Annotated in this window: 19 protein-coding genes; 16 read left to right on the forward strand and 3 right to left on the reverse strand. The window is 61.4% G+C overall.

Features of this window, described 5'->3' with window-relative positions; genetic code table 11:
- Positions 1 to 45 precede the first annotated feature (45 nt).
- From QDT69_RS22415 to QDT69_RS22425, 3 genes are read left to right on the forward strand one after another with little or no spacing between them, the layout of a single operon-like run.
- Positions 46 to 2,424, forward strand: a complete 2,379-nt coding sequence (locus QDT69_RS22415; RefSeq protein ID WP_279708642.1) for a xanthine dehydrogenase family protein molybdopterin-binding subunit — start codon at positions 46 to 48, stop codon at positions 2,422 to 2,424.
- Entirely contained in the window at positions 2,421 to 3,260 is an 840-nt protein-coding gene (locus QDT69_RS22420) for an FAD binding domain-containing protein (RefSeq protein WP_279708643.1), read from the forward strand. Before QDT69_RS22415 ends, QDT69_RS22420 begins: the two co-directional genes overlap by 4 nt.
- Positions 3,257 to 4,399, forward strand: a complete 1,143-nt coding sequence (locus tag QDT69_RS22425) for a 2Fe-2S iron-sulfur cluster-binding protein (RefSeq protein WP_279708644.1) — start codon at positions 3,257 to 3,259, stop codon at positions 4,397 to 4,399. The genes QDT69_RS22420 and QDT69_RS22425 overlap by 4 nt, the downstream gene beginning before the upstream one ends.
- A gap of 87 nt (positions 4,400 to 4,486) precedes the next feature.
- Here QDT69_RS22425 and QDT69_RS22430 read toward each other — a convergent pair whose 3' ends face one another.
- Complete coding sequence (locus QDT69_RS22430; RefSeq protein ID WP_279708645.1) at positions 4,487 to 5,032, reverse strand: MarR family transcriptional regulator; 546 nt, start codon at positions 5,030 to 5,032, stop codon at positions 4,487 to 4,489.
- Positions 5,033 to 5,214: 182 nt separating this feature from the next.
- On the opposite strand from QDT69_RS22430, the gene QDT69_RS22435 reads away from it, so the two are divergent.
- The 7 genes from QDT69_RS22435 (at position 5,215) to QDT69_RS22465 (ending at position 12,786) form a co-directional block, all read left to right on the forward strand.
- Positions 5,215 to 6,414 (forward strand): ABC transporter substrate-binding protein, encoded by a 1,200-nt coding sequence (locus QDT69_RS22435; RefSeq protein WP_279708646.1) that lies wholly within the window; start codon positions 5,215 to 5,217, stop codon positions 6,412 to 6,414.
- A 79-nt stretch (positions 6,415 to 6,493) separates the two neighbouring features.
- Positions 6,494 to 7,462: an amidohydrolase family protein gene (locus tag QDT69_RS22440; RefSeq protein ID WP_279708647.1), complete on the forward strand. Its 969-nt coding sequence runs from the start codon at positions 6,494 to 6,496 to the stop codon at positions 7,460 to 7,462.
- A gap of 19 nt (positions 7,463 to 7,481) precedes the next feature.
- Complete coding sequence (locus QDT69_RS22445) at positions 7,482 to 8,282, forward strand: Asp/Glu racemase (protein ID WP_163159960.1); 801 nt, start codon at positions 7,482 to 7,484, stop codon at positions 8,280 to 8,282.
- The gene (locus tag QDT69_RS22450; protein ID WP_279708648.1) at positions 8,279 to 9,136 is read left to right on the forward strand and encodes an alpha/beta hydrolase; all 858 of its coding nucleotides are present in this window, start codon (positions 8,279 to 8,281) and stop codon (positions 9,134 to 9,136) included. The genes QDT69_RS22445 and QDT69_RS22450 overlap by 4 nt, the downstream gene beginning before the upstream one ends.
- Entirely contained in the window at positions 9,117 to 10,175 is a 1,059-nt protein-coding gene (locus QDT69_RS22455) for a 2,5-dihydroxypyridine 5,6-dioxygenase (protein WP_279708649.1), read from the forward strand. The genes QDT69_RS22450 and QDT69_RS22455 overlap by 20 nt, the downstream gene beginning before the upstream one ends.
- Positions 10,172 to 10,837 carry an isochorismatase family protein gene (locus QDT69_RS22460; RefSeq protein ID WP_279708650.1) on the forward strand — a complete coding sequence of 222 codons (666 nt, stop codon included), beginning with the start codon at positions 10,172 to 10,174 and terminating at the stop codon, positions 10,835 to 10,837. The genes QDT69_RS22455 and QDT69_RS22460 overlap by 4 nt, the downstream gene beginning before the upstream one ends.
- A 347-nt stretch (positions 10,838 to 11,184) precedes the next feature.
- Positions 11,185 to 12,786 carry an MFS transporter gene (locus QDT69_RS22465; protein ID WP_279708651.1) on the forward strand — a complete coding sequence of 534 codons (1,602 nt, stop codon included), beginning with the start codon at positions 11,185 to 11,187 and terminating at the stop codon, positions 12,784 to 12,786.
- Positions 12,787 to 13,980: 1,194 nt separating this feature from the next.
- Here QDT69_RS22465 and QDT69_RS22470 read toward each other — a convergent pair.
- Complete coding sequence (locus QDT69_RS22470) at positions 13,981 to 15,351, reverse strand: styrene monooxygenase/indole monooxygenase family protein (protein ID WP_279708652.1); 1,371 nt, start codon at positions 15,349 to 15,351, stop codon at positions 13,981 to 13,983.
- A gap of 89 nt (positions 15,352 to 15,440) precedes the next feature.
- Complete coding sequence (locus QDT69_RS22475; protein WP_279708653.1) at positions 15,441 to 16,664, reverse strand: acyl-CoA dehydrogenase family protein; 1,224 nt, start codon at positions 16,662 to 16,664, stop codon at positions 15,441 to 15,443.
- Between the two features lie 511 nt (positions 16,665 to 17,175).
- Here QDT69_RS22475 and QDT69_RS22480 point away from each other — a divergent pair.
- The 6 genes from QDT69_RS22480 to QDT69_RS22505 all read left to right on the forward strand — a co-directional run bounded on the left by QDT69_RS22480 (position 17,176) and on the right by QDT69_RS22505 (position 23,575).
- Positions 17,176 to 18,597: an LLM class flavin-dependent oxidoreductase gene (locus QDT69_RS22480; RefSeq protein ID WP_279708654.1), complete on the forward strand. Its 1,422-nt coding sequence runs from the start codon at positions 17,176 to 17,178 to the stop codon at positions 18,595 to 18,597.
- Between the two features lie 6 nt (positions 18,598 to 18,603).
- The gene (locus QDT69_RS22485) at positions 18,604 to 19,374 is read left to right on the forward strand and encodes an ABC transporter ATP-binding protein (protein ID WP_279708655.1); all 771 of its coding nucleotides are present in this window, start codon (positions 18,604 to 18,606) and stop codon (positions 19,372 to 19,374) included.
- A gap of 7 nt (positions 19,375 to 19,381) precedes the next feature.
- Positions 19,382 to 20,263 (forward strand): branched-chain amino acid ABC transporter permease, encoded by an 882-nt coding sequence (locus QDT69_RS22490; RefSeq protein WP_279708656.1) that lies wholly within the window; start codon positions 19,382 to 19,384, stop codon positions 20,261 to 20,263.
- A 3-nt stretch (positions 20,264 to 20,266) separates the two neighbouring features.
- Positions 20,267 to 21,334, forward strand: a complete 1,068-nt coding sequence (locus QDT69_RS22495) for a branched-chain amino acid ABC transporter permease (RefSeq protein ID WP_279708657.1) — start codon at positions 20,267 to 20,269, stop codon at positions 21,332 to 21,334.
- Positions 21,335 to 21,417: 83 nt separating this feature from the next.
- On the forward strand, positions 21,418 to 22,767 hold the full coding sequence (locus QDT69_RS22500; RefSeq protein ID WP_279708658.1) for an ABC transporter substrate-binding protein: 1,350 nt from the start codon (positions 21,418 to 21,420) through the stop codon (positions 22,765 to 22,767).
- A 19-nt stretch (positions 22,768 to 22,786) separates the two neighbouring features.
- Positions 22,787 to 23,575 (forward strand): ABC transporter ATP-binding protein, encoded by a 789-nt coding sequence (locus QDT69_RS22505; RefSeq protein WP_279708659.1) that lies wholly within the window; start codon positions 22,787 to 22,789, stop codon positions 23,573 to 23,575.
- Positions 23,576 to 23,591: the final 16 nt, after the last annotated feature.

Here is a 23,591-nt window from a genome sequence, read left to right on the forward strand (position 1 = left end):
TGGTAGCGGCGAGGTCGGTTTGGCGGAGCGCATGAAGGGATCATGATGAGCAGGGTCAGCCCGGCCGGTGAAGGTATTGGGGCGCGAGCCCCGCGCAAAGAGGATGCCCGACACTTGCGTGGTCGAGGCCGGTTCGTCGGCGATATCCATATGCCCGGGCTACGGGAAGTAGCATTCCTGCGCAGTCCAGCGGCGCATGCGAAGATATCGTCGAAGGCAAAATCACCGGATCACGCCGTCGATACCTTCTTCTCCGAAGATCTCATCGGGGTCTCGCCGATCGTTACGCGATCTTCCATTCCGGGATACAAGGTATCGCAGTATCCGATCCTGGCCACCGACAGGGTGCGCTTCGTCGGCGAGCCGGTCGCCATGTGCGTGGCAAAGAGCCGTGCGATCGCGGAAGATCTGATCGAGCAGGTCGAGATCGGCTATGACGACCTGCCGGTGATCGCATCTTGTGCGGGCGGTCGCCGCGAGAACGCGGAACTCTTGCATCCGGAGTGGGGTGATAATCTGTTCCTGGAGACGTTCTTCGACAGTGGCGTCGACGAAGTCATCGCCAAGGCCCCGATCTCGGTCGAGCTCGAGATGACATGTGCTCGTCAGACGATGCATCCCATGGAAGGCAAGGGAGTGTTGGCTTGGTGGGATGATCGTGCTGATCAGCTTGTCGTTCACACCTCCACCCAGGTGCCGCATATGATACGGGCCGGGCTGGCCGAGTGCCTCGGGATCGCGCAGGCTCAGATCAGGGTCGCCCCGCCGGACGTCGGAGGCGGGTTCGGCTATAAGTGCCTGTTGCAGCCCGAGGAGGTTGCCGTCGCCTGGCTGGCTGCAACCTTCAAAAAGCCCTTCCGCTGGACCGAAGATCGCAGAGAGCATCTTGTCGCCGGCGCAAATGCGCGGCAGCACGAATACCACGTCAAAGCCTATGCGGACGCGCAGGGACGGCTTCTCGCGCTCGACGCCGAAGTGTCCGTCGACACGGGGGCGTACTCCGTTTGGCCATTCACCGCCTGCCTGGAGGCTGCGCAGGCCGGAGGCAACCTCCCCGGGCCGTATCACCTACCGGCCTATCGATGTCGGACCTATTCGGTTGCGACCAACAAGCCGCCTTTCGCGCCCTATCGTGGCGTTGCGCGGCCGGGCGTCTGCTTTGCAATGGAGCAGGTTATCGACGCGATCGCACAGAAGGTCGGTCGCGAAGCATGGGAAGTACGCCGTGACAATTTGGTCCCGGCTTCGGCCATGCCATACACCAACATCACGAACAAGCACTACGATTCCGGGGACTATCCGGAGGCGCTCGTTGCCGCAAAGGACATGATCGGACTCGAGGCGTTCCGCGCTGGGGCCAAGCGCGACGACCGGGGGCGTTACCTCGGCATCGGGTTTGCCAGTTTCACCGAACAGTCTGCGCATGGCACCAAGGTATTTGCATCCTGGGGATTGCCGCTGGTGCCGGGCTTCGATCAGGCACACGTGAAGCTGACGCCTGACGGCGCGCTGGAGGTTGCCGCAGGCATCCACACGATCGGGCAGGGCTTGGAAACAACGCTGGCGCAGATTGCTCACGAACAGACGGGTGTTCCGCTCAAGCACATCAGGGTCACCCTGGGGGACACCGCGACGACCCCATTCTCGACCGGCGCTTATGCTTCGCGCGGGATCGTCATGTCGGGCGGCGCGGTCTCACGGGCCGCGGAGGTCGTTGCCGGTCGGATCAAGTCAATTGCCGCCCATTTGCTGCAAGTCGAACCTGCCGCCGTCGGATTTGCCGAAGGGCGCATCTTTGCGGCAAATGCCAGCGTCACTTACGAGGATGTTGGGCGTGCCTGGTATCTTCGACCGGACCAACTTCCGGAGACCGTGAACACGGCGGGTCTGGAGGCGACCGAAGGATACAAGCCGGAAGTCGATACGGGAGTGTTCTCCTACGCCACGCACGCCGTTCGGCTCGCGGTTGACCCCGAAACCGGGCTTGTCGAGATCCTCGACTATGCGATCGTCGAGGACTGCGGACGCATGGTTAATCCGATGATTGTCGAAGGGCAGACCTATGGAGGTGCAGCGCAGGGTATCGGCACTGCGCTGTTCGAAGAGAGCCCGTATGACGATAACGCCCAACCGCTCGCATCGACGCTGCTCGATTATATTCTTCCTGGTCCGACGGAACTGCCCACATTTCGCATCGACCATCGCGAGACGCTATCGCCATACTCGGCGCACGGGATCAAGGGGGTCGGCGAGGGCGGAGCGATCGCGCCGCCTGCTGCGATCGTCAACGCGATAAACGACGCCTTGTCGCCCTTGAACGCTACGATACGGCAGGTGCCGGCGAGCCCGCAGCGAATACGGGAGGCAATCCGGCGCGCGCGTCCATCGCAGGCGACAGAATCTCGAAGGGACGTGGCCCGATGAAATCATCGGCTTTCGAGCTCAAGCATGCGCGGACCCTCGGGGAAGCAACCGAGCTCCTCGCAGGGGCAGACGGCAATGCCAAGGTGTTGGCTGGGGGCCAATCGTTGGTCCCGATGCTGAACCTGAGACTGGCACGGCCCAAACTGCTGGTCGATATCAAGCGCGCATCCGGCTTTCGGGAGCTTGCAGCCGACGACAAGGTATTCTCGATCGGGGCTGGATGGACGCATGCCGAGATCGAGGATGGTGTCCTGGAGGACCCGACGCGCGGACTGCTGCGATCGGTGGCGCATGGAATAGCCTACAGGGCAGTGCGCAATCGCGGAACGATGGGCGGGAGCCTGGCGCATGCGGACCCTGCCGCAGACTGGGTTTCGACGCTGGCGGCGCTCGGAGCCGTGATCGTCGCCCAGGGGGGCGAGGAGCAGCCGAAGCGCTACGCTGCCGAGAGCTTCGTCGACGGAGCGTTTTCGACGAAGCTCGGTGAGAGCGAAGTGATCGCCGCGATCGAGGTTCCACGGTTGTCGGCGGACGCATCGTGGGCCTATCAGAAGATTTGCCGCAAGACCGGCGAATTCGCCAACGCGATCGGCGTTGCCGTTCTCGATCAGAAGGCAGGCATAAAGCGGGTGCTTGCCGGTGCGACCAGCGGTTCGCCGGCGCTTCTGCCCGAGACCGCCGCACGTCTTGCCGAGGCGGGGCCGGGTGCGGCATGCGAGATCGCGGCGGAGGAAATCCGCCGCGTTCTGCCGAACCTCGATATCGACACGCAGGAATTGCATGCGGTCGCGGTTCGCCGGGCCCTGGCGACTTTGGGTGGGAGGCAGGGCCGATGACGCAGGTGTCAATGACGGTCAACGGAGGGGGTGTCGCGGCGGATGTTGAGCCGCGCACGCTGTTGGCGGACTTCTTGCGCAGCGAGCTTCACCTTACCGGAACGCATCTCGGATGCGAGCAGGGTGTTTGCGGTGCCTGCACGGTTGTGCTCGATGGCAGAATCCAACGCTCGTGCATCACATTTGCTGCTGACTGCAACGGCGCCGACGTTACCACGATCGAAGGTTTTGATGACGATCCGACCATGCAGGAATTGCGCGAGGCGTTTTCCGAGTGCCATGCCCTGCAATGCGGCTTCTGCACGCCCGGAATGCTGACGACAGCGCGAGATATCGTGCTTCGGCTGGGCGATATCGATGAGCGGGCTCTGCGCGAAGAACTGTCCGGCAATCTCTGCCGCTGCACCGGTTATGTCGGGATTGTCGCCGCGGTCAAAAAAGTCGCTGCGGGCAGAAAGCCCAACGTGGCGGCGGCCGTGGCTCCGGTTACCGTGAGCAGGTTCGAGGGCTCGAGGTCGCGGCCCGCGTCCCTTTTAGCGACAAACGGGCCCGTGACGCGTTCGTCGGCTGCAGCTAAAGCGGCACCGATTGGCGGATCGGCCGGCGGCACATCGATCGAGGAACGGGTACGAGTCGCGGCGCCCCCGGAGCAGGTTTGGAGCATTCTTTCGGACCTGAAACGGGTCGTCCCCTGCGTGCCTGGCGCTGAGATCACGTCGCTCGACGGAGAGGATCTCGTCGGAAAGGTTCGAATATCGCTCGGTCCGATCAAGGTCGCTTTCAACGGCCAGGCGAAAGTCGGCATGGATTCCTCGAAGCGAGAGGGATGGCTGACTGGCCGGGGGCGTGATTCCGGACAAGGGTCGTCCGCAGCGGGCAGCGCGCGCTGGAGCGTCATTGCGGACGGGCCAAGCGCATCACTGATTGCGGTCACGCTGACCTGGAAGCTGAGCGGACCGCTCGCTCAGTTCAACCGAGCCGGGTTGGTGCAGGACGTCGTGCGTCGATTGGCTACGGCATTCGCCGAAAACCTCGAAGCCAGTATCACGGGGGCGGCTCCGCCTCGGAGAAAGACGACGCTCGGCGGCCTTGGACTGATTTGGTCGGTTATCAAGGCGCGCTTGTTTTCGCGGCAGTAGGGCCGCAGCAGCGGCCCTACCCTTAGGAGAACTCCCGTACACGCTCTATATTAACGTGGTATACTGAGTATATTCAGCTATCCCGGCCTATTCTTTCTGACCTGCGGTCGACTTCCGCCGCCCGGATGCCGCGGCGGTGTCGGGCAGGCTGTACTTGCTGTTGCCTTCGATCAACTCCGTTACCATCGCGAGGAACGCGGCCCTGAATTCGGGGCGCAGCGGCGCGAGAAAGCGATCCTGCGCGCGCCGCATACTGTCGTACATCTTCTCGACAACCGCTTCGCCATCCTTGGTCAGGAAGGCCACCATCGAGCGTCGGTCCGTTTGGCTTCGTTCGCGCCGCACCAGGCCGCGTTCTGACAGGCGGTTCAGGACGTCTGCAACATTAGTGCGATCGATGCCGACCTCACCGCCTAGCGTCACCTGATCGATACCCGGGTTGTTGAGCAGGGTTGTGATCAGACCGTACTGCACCGGTGTGATGCCAAACTCCTGGCACTCTTCAAGAAAGATCGCCGAGTGGATCTGATGCAGACGGCGGATCAGGTAGCCAGGGCGCGATGCTAGGGGCATCCGTGCCATCTCCACCCTGACTTCGGGCTTCGTGGAATTGGCGGATGATTGCTTCTTCAACGTGCATTCCTTCCATTCTTTAGGCGGGCGCGGCGAGCGATTGCGCCAGAGGCCTCTTGACGAGCCGTCAAATTACTCAGTATACATCGCTTTATCGCGTACGATACCGCCGGTTTCAGGATTGACCTGAGAATAACAACAAGAAGATGGCGGCGGCGCGTGAGGCAAACGGAGGATGGCTCATGAACAGGCTCATATCATCGACTTTCGCGCTCATCTTAGTATCGGGTCTGGGTCCGGCCAAGGCAGGCCCCGACGCGATTACGGTCGGCGTCCTGAACGACTTGAGTGGTGTCTACGCGGATCTCGGCGGGCCCGGCTCCGTTGCGGCCGCGGAAATTGCGGTGGAGGAGTTCGGGCCAACCGTGATCGGCAAGCCGATCAAAGTGCTCTCGGGGGATCACCAGAACAAGGCCGATGTCGGTTCGCAATTGGCGCGTCGATGGTTCGATGTCGATCACGTCGACATGGTGATCGACTTCCCCAACTCGGGCGTGGCACTAGCCGTCCAGGAGGTCGCGAGAGCCAAGAAGAAGATCGCGATCTACTCCACGGCAGCAACGATGGATCTCACCGGGAAGGCGTGCTCGCCGACCGGATTTCAGTGGACCTATGACAACTATTCGAATGCTGCGGGGGTCGCCTCTGCCCTCGTGAAGAAGGGGTTTGACACTTGGTACTTCCTGACGGTCGACTACGCGTTCGGTCTTTCGCTCGAGGCGGAGGCGTCGAAGGCAGTCAAGGCAGCCGGCGGCAAGGTGGTGGGAGCCGCACGCCATCCGCTGAACACACCGGATTTCTCATCCTTTCTGCTTCAGGCGCAATCCTCGAAAGCGAAGGTCATCGCGTTCGCCAACGCCGGTGGCGACACGGTCAATGCCGTGAAGCAAGCCAATGAATTCCAAATAGTGCAGGGCGGGCAGACAATCGTTACCCCGGTCACGTTCATCACTGATGTGCACAGTCTCGGTCTTCAGGTCGCCCAGGGTCTCACTTTTGTGACCGGCTACTACTGGGATCTGAACGACCAGAGCCGCGCTTTCGCGGAGAAATTCTACGAGAAGCGCAAAGCCATGCCGACCATGGCGCAGGCCGGCGTCTATTCCGGCGTGCTTCACTACCTGAAGGCAGTGAAGGAGGCGGGTACCGACGACGGGATTGCCGTCGCGGAAAAGATGCGAGAGCTGCCTGTGCGGGATTCCTTCACGCAGACCGGTTCAGTGCGAGCCGACGGACGAATGGTCCACGACATGTACCTGGTCGAAGTGAAGAAGCCATCTGAATCGAAGGCGCCGTGGGGCTACTACAAGGTCCTGGCGACCATTCCCGCGGCCGAGGCGTTCAAGCCCCTGGCTGAAAGCGAATGTCCCCTCGTGAAATGACCAAGAGGGTCACCCCGGTCAGGTCCGTCTTAGCCGTGACCGGGGTCCGCGCACGTTCGAGATCCGTAAGGAGCAAGCCATGTCGTCCAGAATTCGCAAGATCGCGCTTGAAGAGCACTTCATGGTGCCAGGCTTCGAGGAGTACTCGAAGGTCTTCACCAAGCACATGGACTCCGCTGCGCAATCCAGGCTGTCGTCCCAACTGAAGGATTTCGACGACTTGCGGCTCGACGAGATGGATCGAGCCGGAATCGACAAGGTCGTCTTGTCGCAGACCGGCCCGAGCGTTCAGGCTGAGCCCAACGTAGACATCGCGATCCGGCGCGCCGCCGAGGGCAATGACTATCTTGCACGGCAGGTCAAGCGGCGTCCGGCGCGTTATGCCGGCTTTGCGTCGTTGGCGATGCATTCCCCGAAGGCGGCTGCGGACGAACTGACCCGAGCCGTTGAGGACCTTGGTTTCAAAGGGGCCCTGGTCAACGGTCATACAGGCGGGATCTACTACGACCACCCGTCCTACGACGCGTTCTGGGAGCGGATGCAACATCTGGACGTTCCGCTCTATTTGCATCCGACGGACCCGAGTCTGATTCCGAAGGCCTATGACGGCCATCCAGAGCTCACCGGTGCAGTGTGGGGGTGGGGCGTCGAGACCGCGACCCATGCGCTCAGGCTGCTGTTCGGCGGTGTCTTCGATCGCTTTCCCCGGCTGAAGATAATCCTCGGCCACATGGGAGAGGGACTCCCGATGCTGCTGTGGCGGTTCGACAGCCGCTTCGCCGTCTACCCGCACGGTGTTCAGCTGGCGCGCAAGCCTTCCGAGTATTTCGGACGCAACATCTTCATCACGACGTCCGGAGTCTGTTCGCCTGCGGCGCTGACCTGCGCGCTTGCCGAGATGGGCAACGACGCGGTCATGTTTTCGGTCGACTACCCCTACGAGTCGACGGCAATAGCCGCGGATTTCATCGAATCCACTTCGATACCCGAAGAGGTCCGTGCGCAAGTCTGCTCGCGCAACGCTGAACGCATTCTGAAATTGGCCTGATCGGCCGGGGAGACACCAAATGCAAAAGGTTTATCGCGTCGGTCAGATCGTTCCGAGCTCGAACACGACCATGGAGACTGAAATCCCCGCGATGCTTGGCGCGCATTCGCTCGCACACGGCACACGCTTCACGTTTCATTCCAGCCGGATGCGAATGAAGACGGTCAAGAAGGAGGAACTCGCTGCCATGGACAGCGAGTCCGATCGCTGCGCTCTCGAGCTTTCGGATGCGCGTGTCGACGTGCTCGGTTACGCCTGTCTCGTGGCGATCATGAGCATGGGCAAGTCATATCACCGGGTCTCACAGGAGCGGCTCCACGGTCGCACGGCCGAGAACGGTGCACCGGCGCCCGTTGTGACCAGCGCCGGTGCCCTCGTTGACGCCCTTCATGTGATCGGTGCCAAGCGTATTGCCGTGGTTGCGCCATACATGAAGCCACTTACGCAGCTTGTGATCGACTACATCGAGCATGAAGGGATCAGCGTCTCCGATTCTCGCGCGCTGGAGATCCCGGACAACATCATGGTCGGTCGGCACGACCCCGCGAACCTGCCGAAGATCGTGGCGAGCATGGATCTGAAGGATGCCGATGCGATCGTCTTGTCGGCATGCGTGCAGATGCCATCGTTGCCCTCGATTGCGGAGGTCGAGGCCAGAACCGGCAAGCCCGTCGTCACTGCCGCCGTCGCGACGACATACGCGATGTTGACGGCCCTCGAACTGGACACACGGGTGCCCGGCGCCGGTGCGTTGCTTTCGGGCGCCTTCAACAAGGATGCATCGTCCGCTCGTATCGCAAAGTTGCAGGCCGCAAGATGAGTGCGTTCCGGAGCGGCGGCAACGTTCATGTGAACGGGATCAGGCTCCACTACCTGCTCTACGGGCAGCCGCGGGCGGGGCGTGATCCAATCATCATTCTGCCCGGCATTACCAGTCCGGCCGTGACTTGGGGGTTCGTCGGCGAACGGTTTGGCCGCGAGTTCGAGACCTACGTTCTTGACATTCGGGGCAGGGGACTGTCCGAGAGCGGATCTTCGCTCGACTACAGCCTGGATGCGCAGGCTGCCGATCTGGCCGGGTTGGCCGCAGCGTTGAAGTTGTCACGATACTCCGTCGTAGGCCACTCGATGGGCGCTCGTATCGCAGTCCGTGCGGCGCGCATGGGGCTGCCCGGACTAGCGAGGCTCGTCCTGGTGGATCCCCCTGTCTCAGGACCCGGCCGACGGAGCTATCCGGCAAAACTCGATTGGTATGTGGATTCCATTCGGCTTGCGAGCCGCGGTTGCGACGCCGAAGCGATGCGCGCGTTTTGTCCGACCTGGACCAATGATCAGTTGCGGCTTCGAGCAGAATGGTTGCACACCTGCGACGAGCGTGCGGTGCGAGAGAGTTTCGACGGGTTTCACACCGACGACGTTCACGCCGATCTCGGAGGAATCTGCGTACCCGTGAGGCTGATCGCGGCCGGACGCGGTGACGTCGTTCGCGACGATGACATTTCCGAAATCCAACGACTTGTGCCGGGCACTTCGACCACCCGGGTGACCGACGCGGGGCACATGATCCCTTGGGATGATGAAGAAGGTTTCTACGCTGCCTTCGAGGCATTTCTCGGCGCTCGTCTGGACGCCGCAACCAGCAAGGAGAAAGAACATGTCAGTCAGCGATCATGATCTGATACAGGCCTGGAAGCAGGTTCTCGCGCTTTCCAAGCTGGGGCCGGGTCAACTTGTCACGGTGCTCACCAGTTCGTCGACGCATCCGCAGACCCTGTCCACGGCAATCCTCGCGGCTGCATCGATGGGCGCAATCGTCAACCGGCTCGATCTGCTTCCGGTCAATGGCGAGAAGGCGTTGAGCCGAGATTCGCTTGCCTATCTGGGGACGACGCCCTTGACCGGAAATCGGGCCGCAATCGCGGCATTGAAGGAGAGCGATCTTGTCCTTGATCTCATGACCCTTCTGTTCTCTCCCGAGCAGCACGAGATACTGAAAGCGGGGACCAAAATTCTGCTCGCTGTCGAACCTCCGGAAGTCCTGGTGCGCATGGTGCCGACGCTGGCCGAGCGGTCCCGCGTCATGGCCGCCAGCGCCAAGCTCAGCAAAGCGAAGGAGATGCATGTCACGTCGCCGGCCGGGACGGATGTGCGTTTCAAGCTGGGCCAGTTCCCGGCGATCAGCGAGTACGGCTTCGTTGACGAGCCGGGAAGATGGGATCATTGGCCCAGCGGGTTTGCCTTGACCTGGGCGAACGAAGGTGAGGCCGACGGAACGATCGTGATGGAGCGGGGCGACATCCTGCTCCCGATGAAGTCCTACATTCAGGATCGTATCCACTTCAAGATCGAGAAGGGTTTCGTCACGTCGATCGAGGGCGGCGTCGATGCCGAGATCCTGAGCGAATACATGGCCTCGTACAATGATCGTGACGCATACGCGATGTCGCACATCGGCTGGGGACTGCAGCCGAGGGCGAAGTGGTCGACGCTCGGTCTCTATGACCGGGAAGCCACGATCGGCATGGACGCACGGGCCTTCGAGGGCAATTTCTTGTTCTCGTTCGGGCCGAACAACGAGGCTGGCGGTAGCCGGACGACCGCGTGTCACATCGATATTCCGATGCGTAACTGCACGATTGCGCTCGACGGGGAGGAAGTCGTCCGGAACGGAAAGGTGCTCGATGATGGTCCGGTTCGCGAGGCGGCCGAATGACCGACGACAAGTTGACATATCGCCGCCAGGGCTTCGGCCAGGACCTAGATATTGTTGCTCCGTTCGGGCTGCTAATCGTCGATTTCGTCAATGGCTTCCTCGATCCTGTCGTTTTCGGCGGCGGCAACATTGCCGCCGCCATGGAGAAAACGGTTGGTCTGGTGGGCGAAGCTCGTCGGCGAGGGTGGCCGGTTGCGCACTCCAGGATCGTATTCGCGGACGACGACGCTGACCGCAACGTCTTTGCGATGAAGGTGCCGGGGCTGCTCGCGCTGAAGGAGGGCTCCTCGAACAGCGCGATTGTTTCGCAGCTCGCGCCGGAGACGGATGAGCTGGTCGTGCGCAAGACCGTGCCGTCGGCATTTTTCGCAACAGGACTGGCACCTTGGCTGACGCAGCGCGGCGTCCGGACACTTGTGGTCGCAGGCTGCGTCACCAGCGGCTGTGTCAGAGCCAGCGTCGTTGATGCGATGTCGTTAGGCTTCCTTCCGCTTGTGGTCCGCGATTGCGTCGGAGACCGCGCGATCGGGCCGCATGAAGCGAACCTGTTCGACATGTCGGAGAAGTACGCGGTCGTGATGGATCTCTCCGATACATTGGAGCTGGTGGAAGCGAAGACGCCCGGATCTGCCGCTGTGATCGGCGGCTCGGGCAGGCGCTAGTGGCCCGCTTCGTGATGTCAGCACGGGGGGTGGCGATAGCGGCGGATTGCGCACATGTCGCCGACCTTGCCCGTATCCTTCGATAATCAGGTTGCCGTACCGTCCGGCGTTCTGCGGGACCTTTTGTTTGCGCGAACGAGTTTGGTCTGCCCGGCGACAACTCGTTCAAAAATAATTTGTATACTGATGAATAAACGAGACGCTTAAGATCACTTTTCGAATAGCCGATGGCAATTTTCTTTCAAAACAGCGCGTACTGGCCCGAATCGATTCTGAGTTGTTAACCGTCGCGAAAGTGATATGCTCAGTATACATCTCAATTAAACAAGATAAGAGGTGAGGGGACGATGACGGACACGCTGCATTCTGTAAGCGCTACGCGTGCGACTTCCGCAATGACCGCCGAGGAGAAGAAGGTCGTATTGGCGTCTTCATTCGGTGCGCTGCTTGAGTGGTACGACTTCTACATCTACGCGGCTCTGGCGGTTCAGCTCGGGCATCTCTTCTTCCCGAAAGGCAACGAGACGGCGGCATTCCTCGCAAGCCTCGCAACGTTTGGTGCCGGTTTCCTCGTTCGTCCGATCGGCGCGCTGTTCTTCGGTCGCCTGGGAGACATGGTTGGACGCAAGAAGACGTTTCTTGTGACCATCATTCTCATGGGCGTTGCCACGGTGGGGGTGGGACTGCTTCCAACCTACGATCAAATCGGGATCGCGGCGACGTGCGGACTCGTGCTTTGTCGCTTGCTGCAGGGCCTGGCGCTGGGCGGCGAAGTCGGTGGAGCCGTGACCTATGTTGCGGAACACTCGCCGGTGCACCGGCGTGGGGCCTACACTAGTTCACTTCAGACCACGGCGACGCTCGGGCTCCTGAGCTCTATCATCGTGGTATTCGGGTTGAAGCTCATACTCTCCGATAAGCAGTTCCACGATTGGGGCTGGCGCTTGCCGTTCGTGTTGTCGCTGCTGCTGCTGATCGTGTCCGTCTACTTTCGTGCGAAGCTACACGAGTCGCCTACGTTCCAGCGGATGAAGGCTGCCGGCGCAACGTCGAGGGCGCCGGTCACCGAGAGCTTTACGCAGGCCTCGAACCTCAAATGCATCGTTCTGTTGTTCGTTGTCGCTGCAGGCCTCGGAGCGATCTTCGGCACCGGACATTTCTACTCGATGTTCTTTCTCAACAAGACACTAAAGGTGCCTATGGAGGAGGTGCAATTGCTGATCGGCCCCGCTTTGGTCGTGGTAACGCCTCTCTATGTTTTCTTCGGCTGGTTGTCCGATCGCATCGGCCGCAAGCCCATCATGGCGCTGGCTTGCCTGTTGGCGGCTGTCACCACCCAGCCGATCTTCAAGGGCTTGACCCACTATGCAAACCCGGGCCTGGAGCGCTTTCTCGAGAACGCCGATATAGTCGTCACGGCTCGCGACTGCAATTTCCGCTTGTTTGCTGAGGCTGCCACGGAATGCGATAAAGTGACGGGCCTTCTAGCTGACCTTGGTGTCCAGTATCGGTCGGAGCAGCCGGCCCCCGGCGCGCCGACCACGGTCAAAATCGCAGGACGTCTCGTAGAGGACTTTAACCCCGACACGCTTAAGCAGGCGTTGGTCTCGGCGGGATGGCCATCATCCGCCGATCCTTCGAAGATCAATCGCCCTGCGGCATTTGGGCTCCTGTTCGTACTCGTGCTTTATCTGGCGATGGTGTACGGCCCAATGGCAGCTTTCATGGTCGAGTTGTTTCCGGCGCGCATTCGATATACGTCCCTCTCGTTTCCGTTTCATGTGGGCGCGGGTTGGGTTGGCGGAATGCTATCCTTTGTTGTCACAGCAATGAATGTGTATTCCGGAAATCCCTATTTTGGATTGTGGTATCCGGTGATCGTGTCGGGGTTCGCGTTCGTTGTCGCTATTTGCTTCGTGCCGGAGACTCGCGGTCGTCCGTTGGATTGATGACAACGGAGCATCATGGCGGCGACCCTTCGATGGCAGATTGGGCTCGGCAGGGTTCGATCGTCTTGCTTTGGTGTTGAAGGAATTCGCCGACCGGCTACTCGTCGCCGGTCAAGAAGAAATTGGCCAAGGCCGTCTTCAGATTGGCTCTCAGGCCAGCTTCAGTCGACGATTGGCAGATCGGTGAACGGCCGGTGAACTAGGGCGCCAGGTTTTCCGACTATACGGCCCAAGACTGCAAATCTTTGACGTCGTCGGAACAGATTTGCGCGAAGCCCAGGTAGCTAGTCAACGTCCCCGCATGAATCCGCGCCGCTGAGCCAGTACACGAACGAAAAGAGCTCGTATCTGGTGCGGACGTCGTGCTACGGGCAACGATCGCGCAGTAAGATATTGATCCTCTTGCTGGGCCCGGCAGGACTCGAACCTGCAACCAGACCGTTATGAGTAGCCGGCGGATCTCACGAGAATAGGGCGGGGTTGCATCCGGGCGACTAGCTCTTGTCTGAACCAGGGCCGAAAAAGCACCTTTGACGGCGAAGTGCACTTAGCAACTTCGACCATCCAGATAAGCTGTTGAAATCGCAACAAACGCGAACGCCCTCCGAGCGCACCATAAACCCACGCTTAGCATCGAAGTCGCCGGCTATCGCAGCCGTCACAGGTTCAAATCCCGTCCCCGCAACCAACTTGGTCGAAAGCCCCAGCAATCTCAAAGGTTTGCTGGGGCTTCGTTTTCCGGTAAGATCGAGCGTAACAGTCTCAATGACTTAGCTCGTAGGTTCAAATCACCCCGCAAACATCCGATGACGAGCTATGGCGCCGAGCCCTCTCACCTCGACTTTTTCGTCGAGGGCGCTGCGTCCTGAACCAACCTGAGTCCGCAGCCGTGTCGATGACGCACGCCGTTGCATGTGAGGTGCGATGCGTCGTCTCGCCGATCAGCAATTCTCATCCAGTGCGCATTGCTCGGCCGACATCAACACGACCGTGCGCAGGCGATAGCTTTTGCAGTCACCTGCTGCGGGGTCTGCGGTCGAAAATCTGCTGAATTTCCGCCAGGCCGTCAAAACTTGCGCGTGCCCTTCGCCGATTCAATGCTCCTTGAAATCTCTGGCCGCGAGAACCGCATTTGCAGCTTCGACGAAGCCGTCGCCGCCTGGTCCCGCGGCACCTGCGGGACAACGCGGTCGCTTATGTGGAGACAAGCGTACGCTCGTCGGCCTTAGCTTGCGCAAGTTGCTCGGGTGGCTTGAACCTCGCCAGGACGGTCTCGGCTGCCTCTCCCGCCAAATCCGAGATAAACTTGCCGATCTGCTCTCGCGTCTGGATACCAAGCAGCGGCTGTGGCTCCGAGAGAAAATCGAAGAACGCGCTTCCAATCCTTGCGTTGACGGCTGCGGCCGGGAATAGCAGCTCGGCATGCGTTGCATACTTTTTGTCACCGAGGAACAGTCGGGTAACTTCCGTAGCGGCCTCGGCGCGATGCTCCCAATGCGAATTGAACTGGTCCTGCAGCCATTCGTAGGTGATCTTGCCCGTATGCTCCCTGAGGGCCCTTATCAGCAGCACGGATTGAACGACCGCATTCTGCGCTCCCTGACCGCCGATCGGATCGAAGGAAACTGCGGTATCGCCGATCGCGGCAACAGAGTGTCCATTTTTCGTGCGGGCAACGGCACGCCGAACGGTCGGAGTGACTGCGCCGAGGAACCATGAGTGCGGGTCCTCATGCAGGGGCTCGAGTTGCTCGACCAACGCCAGATCTTCCGGGAAGTATGTCGCGAACAGCTTCACCACGGCGTCGCGCGCGCTCTGGGTATCGGTCGCGGATTTGAACAGGTCGATCCACGGACTGCCTGGCTTAGCGAACCCGATAAAGGCTCGTGTTGCGCCGGCATCCTTGTGCAGGTAGGGGCCAAAAAAAGTCTCACCAAAATCGGCATGGATGGTGAACCAGTTGTGCCTGGCGCCGTCCGAACTGCGATAGGCAAACTGATGATCGGCGCGATCCGGCCCCCTGAACGTCGCAAGCAGTAGATGCCGCTGCGGCTCCGCGTAGACAGTGCGATCCGGGTCAGGCGGGAACAGCGAGGACAGGCCGCCTCTTCCAGTCGCAACGAGGGTGAGATCGACCTCCGCGGCAATTGCATCGAGATCCTCTGCCGTGACCGTACGCACGACGAATTTGCCGCCTCGCGCGAGGAAGCGATCCAGCCGATCGTCGGCGCGCAGCCGCGTATCGACAGCTTGCGCCCGATAGTTGAACGGACGATCGAACTCGATGATCGGAGTTCGGGCTTCGCCGGTGCCGGAGAATATCCGAACGCTCATCCCGGTGCTGGTTCCGACATCGTAGAGGTCCTCGATAATCTCGGCATCGTATTCCAGGGATTTGCCGAAGTAGACGGCAGTCCCGGTCGGAGGCACATCGTTGCGTAGCGACGCGCGGTCTCGATCGCTGTATATGGTGACGTCAAACCCGGCGTTGACGAGGCCAAGCCCGGCCGTCGTCCCGGCGAGACCTGCTCCGACAATGGCAACTTTTCGTTTGGTATTGGACACGTGGCTCTCCTGAAGAAATTGCTTATGCCAAGAAGCGAGGCCCGGGCATGCACCGTCTCAACGGGCTAAACTGCAGAGCGCGCAATCTTCTAACGGGTGTGCTGCCCGGCCCGACGAACGCCGGCACTCCATGCATATGGAAGGGCCTCGCCATTCAATTCATGTGCGCCGATTGCGCGAAGCTTGAAGATTGCGGGATTGTGGGAGGCGATGGTGCGTGCGTTGCGCCAGTGCCGATCAATCGCGAGCTTATCGGAACTGAGAGAGGCTCCGCCGACCTCGAAAAGAGCGGTCACGGCGTCGAGAACCAGCTTGATGACGACCACCTGGGCCTCGGCTGCCGCGAGCTCGGAGGCATCGAGCTGCTCAGGGTCCTGGTGGCGACCGTCAAGGGTCCGCGCGAGCTCGTCGACCGCGACGAGGACGGTCGCTCGCGCGCCGAATGCCGCGCTGAACAGCTGCCCGATGACCTGCTGCACAAGGGGATCATTCCGTGGCAGGTCGGCGACAGCGTGGGAAAAGGTGCGGGTTCGCGCCTTGATCCATTCGGTCGTATCGATGGCCGCGCGTTTTGCGATTCCTGCGAGGGTCGCGAGCAGGATCAACTGAACGTGGGCGGTTCCGAAGACGCGTCCTTCCGATCCATAACCCGGGCCCACAACGCGGTCTGGACCGACGGTTACATCCTTGAACTCGGCCGTGCCGCTCGCCGTTAGTCTCTGGCCGAAGCCGTCCCAGTCGTCCTGAACGTCGACGCCGGGCTGGTTGGCATCGACAAGAACCGTGACCCGTTTGCCGTCCTGGTCAGCCGCCACGATCAGATGATCGGCATAGAGGGTGCCGGTCGTATAGTATTTTGTGCCATTGAGCCGGAGCGCGGCCCCCTCCGACGTCACGGCGGTTTGATAGCGATCGACCGCGCCAATGCCAGGTTCAGTCACCGCGACGCCGAACAGTGCGCCGTTTGCGATTGTCGTGAGCCACCGCGCTTTGACGGTCTGATCCGTGTTGAGCCGCAAGTCCTCGACCAGGTTGAAGTGAGCTCTCAACGCCTGAGGCAGGTTGGAATCCGCGGCTGCAAGCCCGATCAGCAGGTCGAAGGTCTGACGAAGCGTTGCGCCAAGTCCCCCGAACTCAACCGGTACGCGCAAGGCCCCGAAGCCTGCCTCCTTCAACAGTCTGATTTCGTCGAATGGCAGTGTGCGGTTTCGTTCGCGCGCGACCGCCCCCGCCGCGATCTTCGCGAAGATCGGTGCAAACCGTGTTTCCAGCTCGTTGTCGCTCGTCGTGGGGTTCGCAACGTGAATGGTCATCGTTCCGCTTCAGCTCGTTCTGACATCAATCTTGATGACTTGAAGAATAGTCTGCTCCCGGCCGAGAGCCAGACTGTATTTGCGCTGGATCGAAGACGAACGTTCGGAGCAGTGCGTCGTACGAAGAAAATTCTGCCGTACATCATGATGTCTGATTCTGTGGCGGCGCTATTCGCGCTTCGTTGAAGCGCGGCCGAGATGAACGCGACGATGTTCAGTTCGAGAGAAGTGTTCTCCGAAGCGAGGCGCGACGCGGCGGATCGTATCGAGATTCAAATGCGTCGGGGCGATTTATTGTCGTGGTCCGTATGAGTGCGCCGCCTAACGTCGCGCGACGATCACGGATTGGAATTCGTCGAGAGAGATTTTCTCATCCGGCAAATGGCTGCGACGAAAGATGCGCATCGAAAAATACCGATAAACGCGATGGACCATCGATCGCTTGTTGTGGCGAGATACCGTCGAAGGAAGCGAGAGCATCGCAAATGAGCGATGCAACGGAGAGATGTGCATGGCGCGACAGATTCGGTTCAACGCGTTCGACATGAATTGTGTCGGCCATCAATCTCCCGGTGTCTGGGCGCACCCGCGAGATCGTTCCTACAAGTACAAGGACCTCGACTATTGGCAGGACCTTGGGCGAACGCTGGAACGCGGGATTTTCGACGGCATCTTCATCGCCGATGTCATCGGCTATTATGATGTGTACAAGAATTCCCTGTTCCATGCGCTCGAGCAGGCGGCGCAAATCCCCGTCAACGATCCCTTGCAGTTGGTGGCGCCGATTGCGCTGGCAACCGAGCATCTCGGCATCGGCATCACAGCATCGACCTCATTCGAGCATCCCTACAGCTTCGCCCGCAGGCTTTCCACCGCGGATCACCACAGCAAGGGCCGTGTCGGCTGGAACATCGTGACCTCGTATCTGGAGAGCGGGGCGAAGAACATCGGTCAGGGCGGGCTGCGCCGCCACGACAATCGATACGAGGTGGCGACTGAATATGTCGAGGTTCTCTACAAGTTGCTCGAGGGAAGCTGGGAGGAGGGGGCGGTCCTGCGCGATGCCGCGAAGCGGATCTTTACTGATCCGTCGAAAGTTCACGAGATCGGGCACAAGGGAAAATACTTCGACGTGCCGGGCTATCATCTTTGCGAGCCGTCGCCGCAGCGAACGCCGCTGCTCTACCAGGCGGGTGCGTCGGGCCCGGGCAAGGCCTTCGCGGCTCAGCACGCGGAATGTGTGTTTGTCGCCGCGCCGATCAAGCCGGTTCTGAAATCCTACGTCGCCGAGGTGCGGCGGCAGGCGGCTGAAGCCGGCCGCGATCCACGCAAGATCCTGACCTACAATCTGGTCACGGTGATCGTCGACGAAACCGACGCCAAGGCGGAAGCGAAGTTCAGGGAATACCAGCAATATGCTTCCTATGACGGCGCGCTGGTGTTCATGTCGGGCTGGAGCGGCATCGATTTCGGACAGTATGCGCCGACCGATCTGGTCAAGAAGGTCGAGACCAATGCGATCGTGTCCGTCGTCGATCATCTCGCCAGCGGCAGCAAGTCCTGGACCATCGAGGAACTGGCGCGCTGGGGCGGCATTGGCGGCCTCGGTCCGGTGTTCGTCGGCTCGCCGTCGACAATTGCCGACATCCTGCAGGAGTGGGTCGAGGAGACCGACGTCGACGGCTTCAACCTCGCTTATGCGGTGACGCCGGAGACCTTCGAGGACGTGGTCAATCTGCTGGTGCCGGAGCTACAGAAGCGCGGCGTCTATCCGACGGGCTATCGTCCGGGGACGCTGCGCGAGAAGCTGTTCGGCGAGGGGCCATATCTGCCGTCGAGCCATCCTGCCGCGGCCTATCGTGACATCGAGGCGGTCAAGCGTAGCGCCACCCAGGCGGCCGGTGTGGCCGGGCGACAGCCGGTCGAGGTCTGAGGCGCGATGTCCGGACCGATCCTGCAACTCCGCGACGTGTCCCTGTCCTTTCAGGGCATCAAGGCGCTCAACGCGCTGAGCTTCGAGGTCGCGCGTGGCGAGATCTGCGCGCTGATCGGTCCGAACGGAGCCGGCAAGAGCTCGCTGCTCAACATCATCAACGGGGTGTATCGGGCCGACAGCGGCAGCGTCACGTTCAATGGCGAGCAGTTCATCCGGATCCGCCCGGCGCATGCGGCGCATCTGGGCGTGGGCCGGACCTTCCAGCACAACGCGCTGTTCCGGCATCTCAGCGTTCTCGACAATGTGCTGGCCGGACTGATCAGGCATTCCCGAACGACGCTCCTCGAGCACGCCTTTGGCGTTGGCCGGGATCGGCGCGAGACCCGCGAGTTCAAGCGCCGGGCGGACGAGATCATCGCGTTCCTGGACCTGACCAGGCATCGCGACACAGTGGTGGCGACGCTTCCCTATGGTGTTCAGAAGCGGGTGGATCTTGCGCGCGCACTGGTCGGCCGGCCGAGCCTGCTGCTGCTCGACGAGCCGATGGCCGGAATGAACCAGGATGAGAAGCACGAGATGAGCCGCCTGATCCTGGAGACCAATGCAAGCCTCGGCACCACCATCGTGCTGATCGAGCACGACATGAGTGTCGTGATGGGGCTCTCGCATCACGTGGTCGTGCTCGACTATGGCCGCAAGGTCGGTGACGGCTCCCCCGAGGAGGTGCGCAAGAATCCGGACGTGATCGCGGCCTATCTCGGCACGGCGCATTGAGGTTGAGATGAGCTTCTTCATCGAAACGCTGGTCGGCGGCCTGCTCGCGGGCGTCATGTACTCGCTGGTTGCGATCGGCTTCGTGCTGGTCTTCAAGGCCTCCGGCGTTTTCAACTTCGCGCAAGGGTCGATGGTATTGTGCGCGGCACTCACTTTCGTGACGCTGCGCGACAAGGGAATTGACTTCTGGCTGGCGGCGCTGATCACGCTGGCGGTGATGGTTCTGATCGCGATCGCGGTCGAGCGCGTCGTCTTGCGGCCGCTGGTCAATCGCCCGCAGATCACCCTGTTCATGGCGACGCTCGGGGTGTCCTTCGTGATCGAGGGGCTCGCACAGATCGTGATGGGTGCGAGCGTGCACGAGCTCGATCTCGGCATCGTCGATACGCCGATCGAGATCGGCGGGGTTCAGGTCAGCCAGTTCGACCTCATCGCGGCAGGCACCGCCGGGATTCTCGTGGTCGCGCTCTCGATCTTCTTCAACAAGACCCGCGTCGGGATCGCGCTGCGAGCGATCGCCGATGATCCGCAGGCTGCGCTCTCGATCGGGATCCGGTTGCAGACGCTGTGGCAGATCGTTTGGGGTGTCGCCGGCTTCGTGTCGCTGGTTGCGGGTCTCTTGTGGGGCGCGCGCCAGGGGGTTCAGTTCGCGCTCACACTCGTGGTGCTGAAGGCGCTGCCGGTGCTCATCATCGGCGGGTTTACCTCGATCACGGGCGCGATCGTCGGCGGCCTGATCGTCGGTGCGGGCGACAGCCTGGCGGAAATCTATCTCGGAAGCCTGTTGGGCGGCAGTGTCTCGACCTGGTTTTCGTATGTGTTGGCGGTCGCCTTTCTGCTGATCCGGCCGGCTGGTCTGTTCGGCGAAGCGCCGATCGAAAGGATTTGACGCATGTCGACGATCGGCACAGAAGCCATCGAAGGGTTCAACCCGTCGCACGAGACCGTGCAGAGCACGCGCGACCGGCTGCGCGCAGGCTCGGTCGTGGTGTTGCTCGCCGCACTCGCGGGCATTCCGTTGGTGGCGAACGATTACTGGCTCAACGCCGTCCTGATCCCGTTCCTGATCATGTCGCTCACGGCGCTGGGCCTGAACCTGCTGATGGGCTATGCGGGACAGGCCTCGCTCGGCAGTGGCGGGTTCATGTCGGTCGGCGCGTATGCGACCTACAATCTGCTGCTGCGACTGCCGGAGCTGCCGCTGCCGGTCAGCCTGCTGCTCGGGGGCATCATTTCCGGGCTGGTGGGGGTCATCGCGGGACTGCCGAGCCTGCGGATCAAGGGCTTCTATCTCGTCGCATCGACGCTGGCGACCCAGTTCCTGCTCGAATGGCTGTTCAATCAATATGGCTGGTTCTCGAACTACTCGACCTCGAGCTCGATCTCGGCGCCCCGGCTCGCGTTCCTCGGCCATGATCTCTCGAGCCCGACCGGTCGCTATCTCCTGACCCTCACCACCGTCGTGGTCGTGACGGCCGTTGCGGCGCGGCTGGCTCGCAGCCAGACCGGCCGGGCCTGGATGGCGATCCGCGACATGGACACCGCTGCCTCGGTGATCGGCGTTCCCGTATCCGCTGGAAAGCTGAAGGCGTTCTTCGTGAGCTCGCTGGTGATCGGGATTGCCGGAGCGCTCTGGGCCTTTGCCTATCTTGGCACGGTCGATGCGCGCAGCTTCAATCTGGATCGGTCGTTCCAGGTGATGTTTGCGATCATCATCGGTGGCATGGGCAGCATCAGCGGCAATTTTCTCGGTGCCGCCTTCATGATCTTCGTGCCTATTCTGCTCGATCATTTCGGGGGCGGGGTGTTCGGCGGCGCGGTCGATCCCGGGCAGCTCGAAAACTTTCAGAAGGCGCTGTTCGGCGCGCTGATCGTCTGGTTCCTGATCAAGGAGCCGCGTGGCCTTGCGGCCTTGCTGTCGCGGGCGTGGACGCGGCTCGCATCGCGGATCAATCGTTAGCAAACGACGAAACTTGTCGTGCGCGGGTGTAAACCGCGCGCACGATCGAACGTGAATTCTGCAGTCATATGGAGGGTAGGCAGATGTCTTTGTGGAAACAGAAGCGGATCGTGAGTAGGGCGGTCGGGCTAGCGGCGCTCGCTTTGTCGGCGGCCGTCGGAACGAGCGCCTCGGCGGAAGAGGCAAAAACGCAATACTTCCCGCTCGCGACCTTCCGGGTCGGGGCCTATGCGTCGAGCGGCATTCCGGTCTGGGCGGGCGAGATCGACTATTTCCGCTACATCAACGAGGTCGAAGGCGGCATCAACGGCATCAAGCTCGTCTGGGATGAGTGCGAGACCAATTGGGAAGTCGAGAAGGGCGTCGAATGCTATGAACGCGTGAAGGCGGGCAAGAATGGATCACCGGTTCCGATCTTCCTGCCGCACGGTGATCCGATCTCGAAGGCGTTGACCGAGAAATCGGTGGCCGACAAGATTCCGCTGGTCACGATCGCATATGGCCGGACGGAGGCTATCGACGGGCGCGTCTTCCCCTACAGCTTCCCTGTCGTCTTCAGCTTCTGGAGCGAAGCCTCGTCGGCGGTCAATTTCATCGCGGAGAAGGCCGGCGGCAAGGACAAGCTGAAGGGTCTCAAGATCGCGACCGTCTATCATGATTCACCTTACGGCAAGGAAACCCAGGTCCCGCTCGCCCATCTCGCGAAGACCTATGGCTTCGAGGACATCCAGATTCCGGTGCCGCATCCCGGCAATGAGCAGTCGGCGCAATGGGCCAAGATCCGCCAGCTCAAGCCCGACTGGGTGTTCTTGCGCGGCTGGGGCGTGATGACGCCGGTCGCAATCAAGACCGCCGCCAAAGTCGGCTTCCCGGTCGATCATATCATCGGCGGCATTTGGTCGGGCTCGGAGGAGGACGTCCGTCCCGCCGGCGCGGTCGGCAAGGGCTATCTGGCGATCACGCCATTCCCTGCGGGCGCCAATTTCGAGATCCATCAGAAGCTGAAGAAGTACATCCTCGACAAGGGGCTGAGCGATCTCAAGGATCCCAAGAGCTTCGGCTCGGTCTACTACAATTCCGGCGTCGACGAAGCGATCATCGCGGTCGAGGCGATCCGGACTGCGCAGGCTCATTTTGGCGTGCGGCCGATCAACGGCGAGGAGGCGCAGTGGGGCCTCGAGCATCTCGACCTCTCCGAGAAGCGCCTCGCGGAAATCGGCGCCACGGGCCTGCAGCAGCCGCTGAAGCTTTCGGCCAAGGACCACGAGGGCGGCGGTGCCGGCAAGGTGCTGCAATGGGACGGCGAGAAGTGGAACGTGGTGTCGAACGGCTGGGTGAAGTCCGACCGGGACCTGTTGCTGCCGCTGATCTACGAGCGCGCCGCCGCCTATGCCCGGGAAAAGGGCATCACGCCGCGCGACGCGACCAACTGACGTCGCCTGAGGGATCGTTATGACCACGTCTTCGTTTCTCGAAGTCGACAATATCGAGGTCCTCTACGGTCAGGCGATTCTGGCCCTGCGCGGCGTGTCGCTCAGGGTCGAGCAGGGATCGATCGTTGCTCTTCTCGGCGCCAATGGCGCCGGGAAGACCACGACCCTGAAGGCAATCTCCAACCTGCTAGGGTCCGAACGCGGTCACTTGAGCCGGGGCGCAATCACGTGGCGCGGCGAGGTGACGAGCCGGCTTGATCCGGCCGATCTCGTTGCCCGGGGCGTGGTCCAGGTGCTCGAAGGCCGTCATGTCTTTCCCCAGCTTACGGTCGAGGAGAATCTGCTCAGCGGCGGCTTCGTGCGTCGGCCGAGCCGTCGCGCGCTCGCCGACGATCTTGAGCGCGTCTACACCTGGTTTCCGCGGCTCAAGCAGCGCCGCAGCGCGCGTTGCGGCCTGACCTCGGGCGGCGAGCAGCAGATGGTCGCGATCGGGCGTGCGCTGATGACGCACCCGACCCTCGTGCTGCTCGACGAACCCTCGATGGGACTTGCCCCGATCATCGTGGAGGAGATCTTCCACATCATCCGCGATCTCAACAGGAACGAGGGGGTCAGCTTTCTGCTGGCCGAGCAGAACGCGCATCTCGTGCTTCAGTTTGCCGATCACGGCTACATTCTCGAGAACGGCAGGGTCGCCGCGTCGGGCACGGCGGCCGAGCTCGCCGAACGCGACGACGTTGCAGAATTTTATCTCGGCGCCGCGACGGCCGGAGCGGCAGCACCGTCCCCTCAAACCTCGGTCATCTGAGCAGGAGCACCGCGCC

It is taken from the genome of Bradyrhizobium sp. CER78, assembly GCF_029846235.1.
Lineage (GTDB): Bacteria > Pseudomonadota > Alphaproteobacteria > Rhizobiales > Xanthobacteraceae > Bradyrhizobium.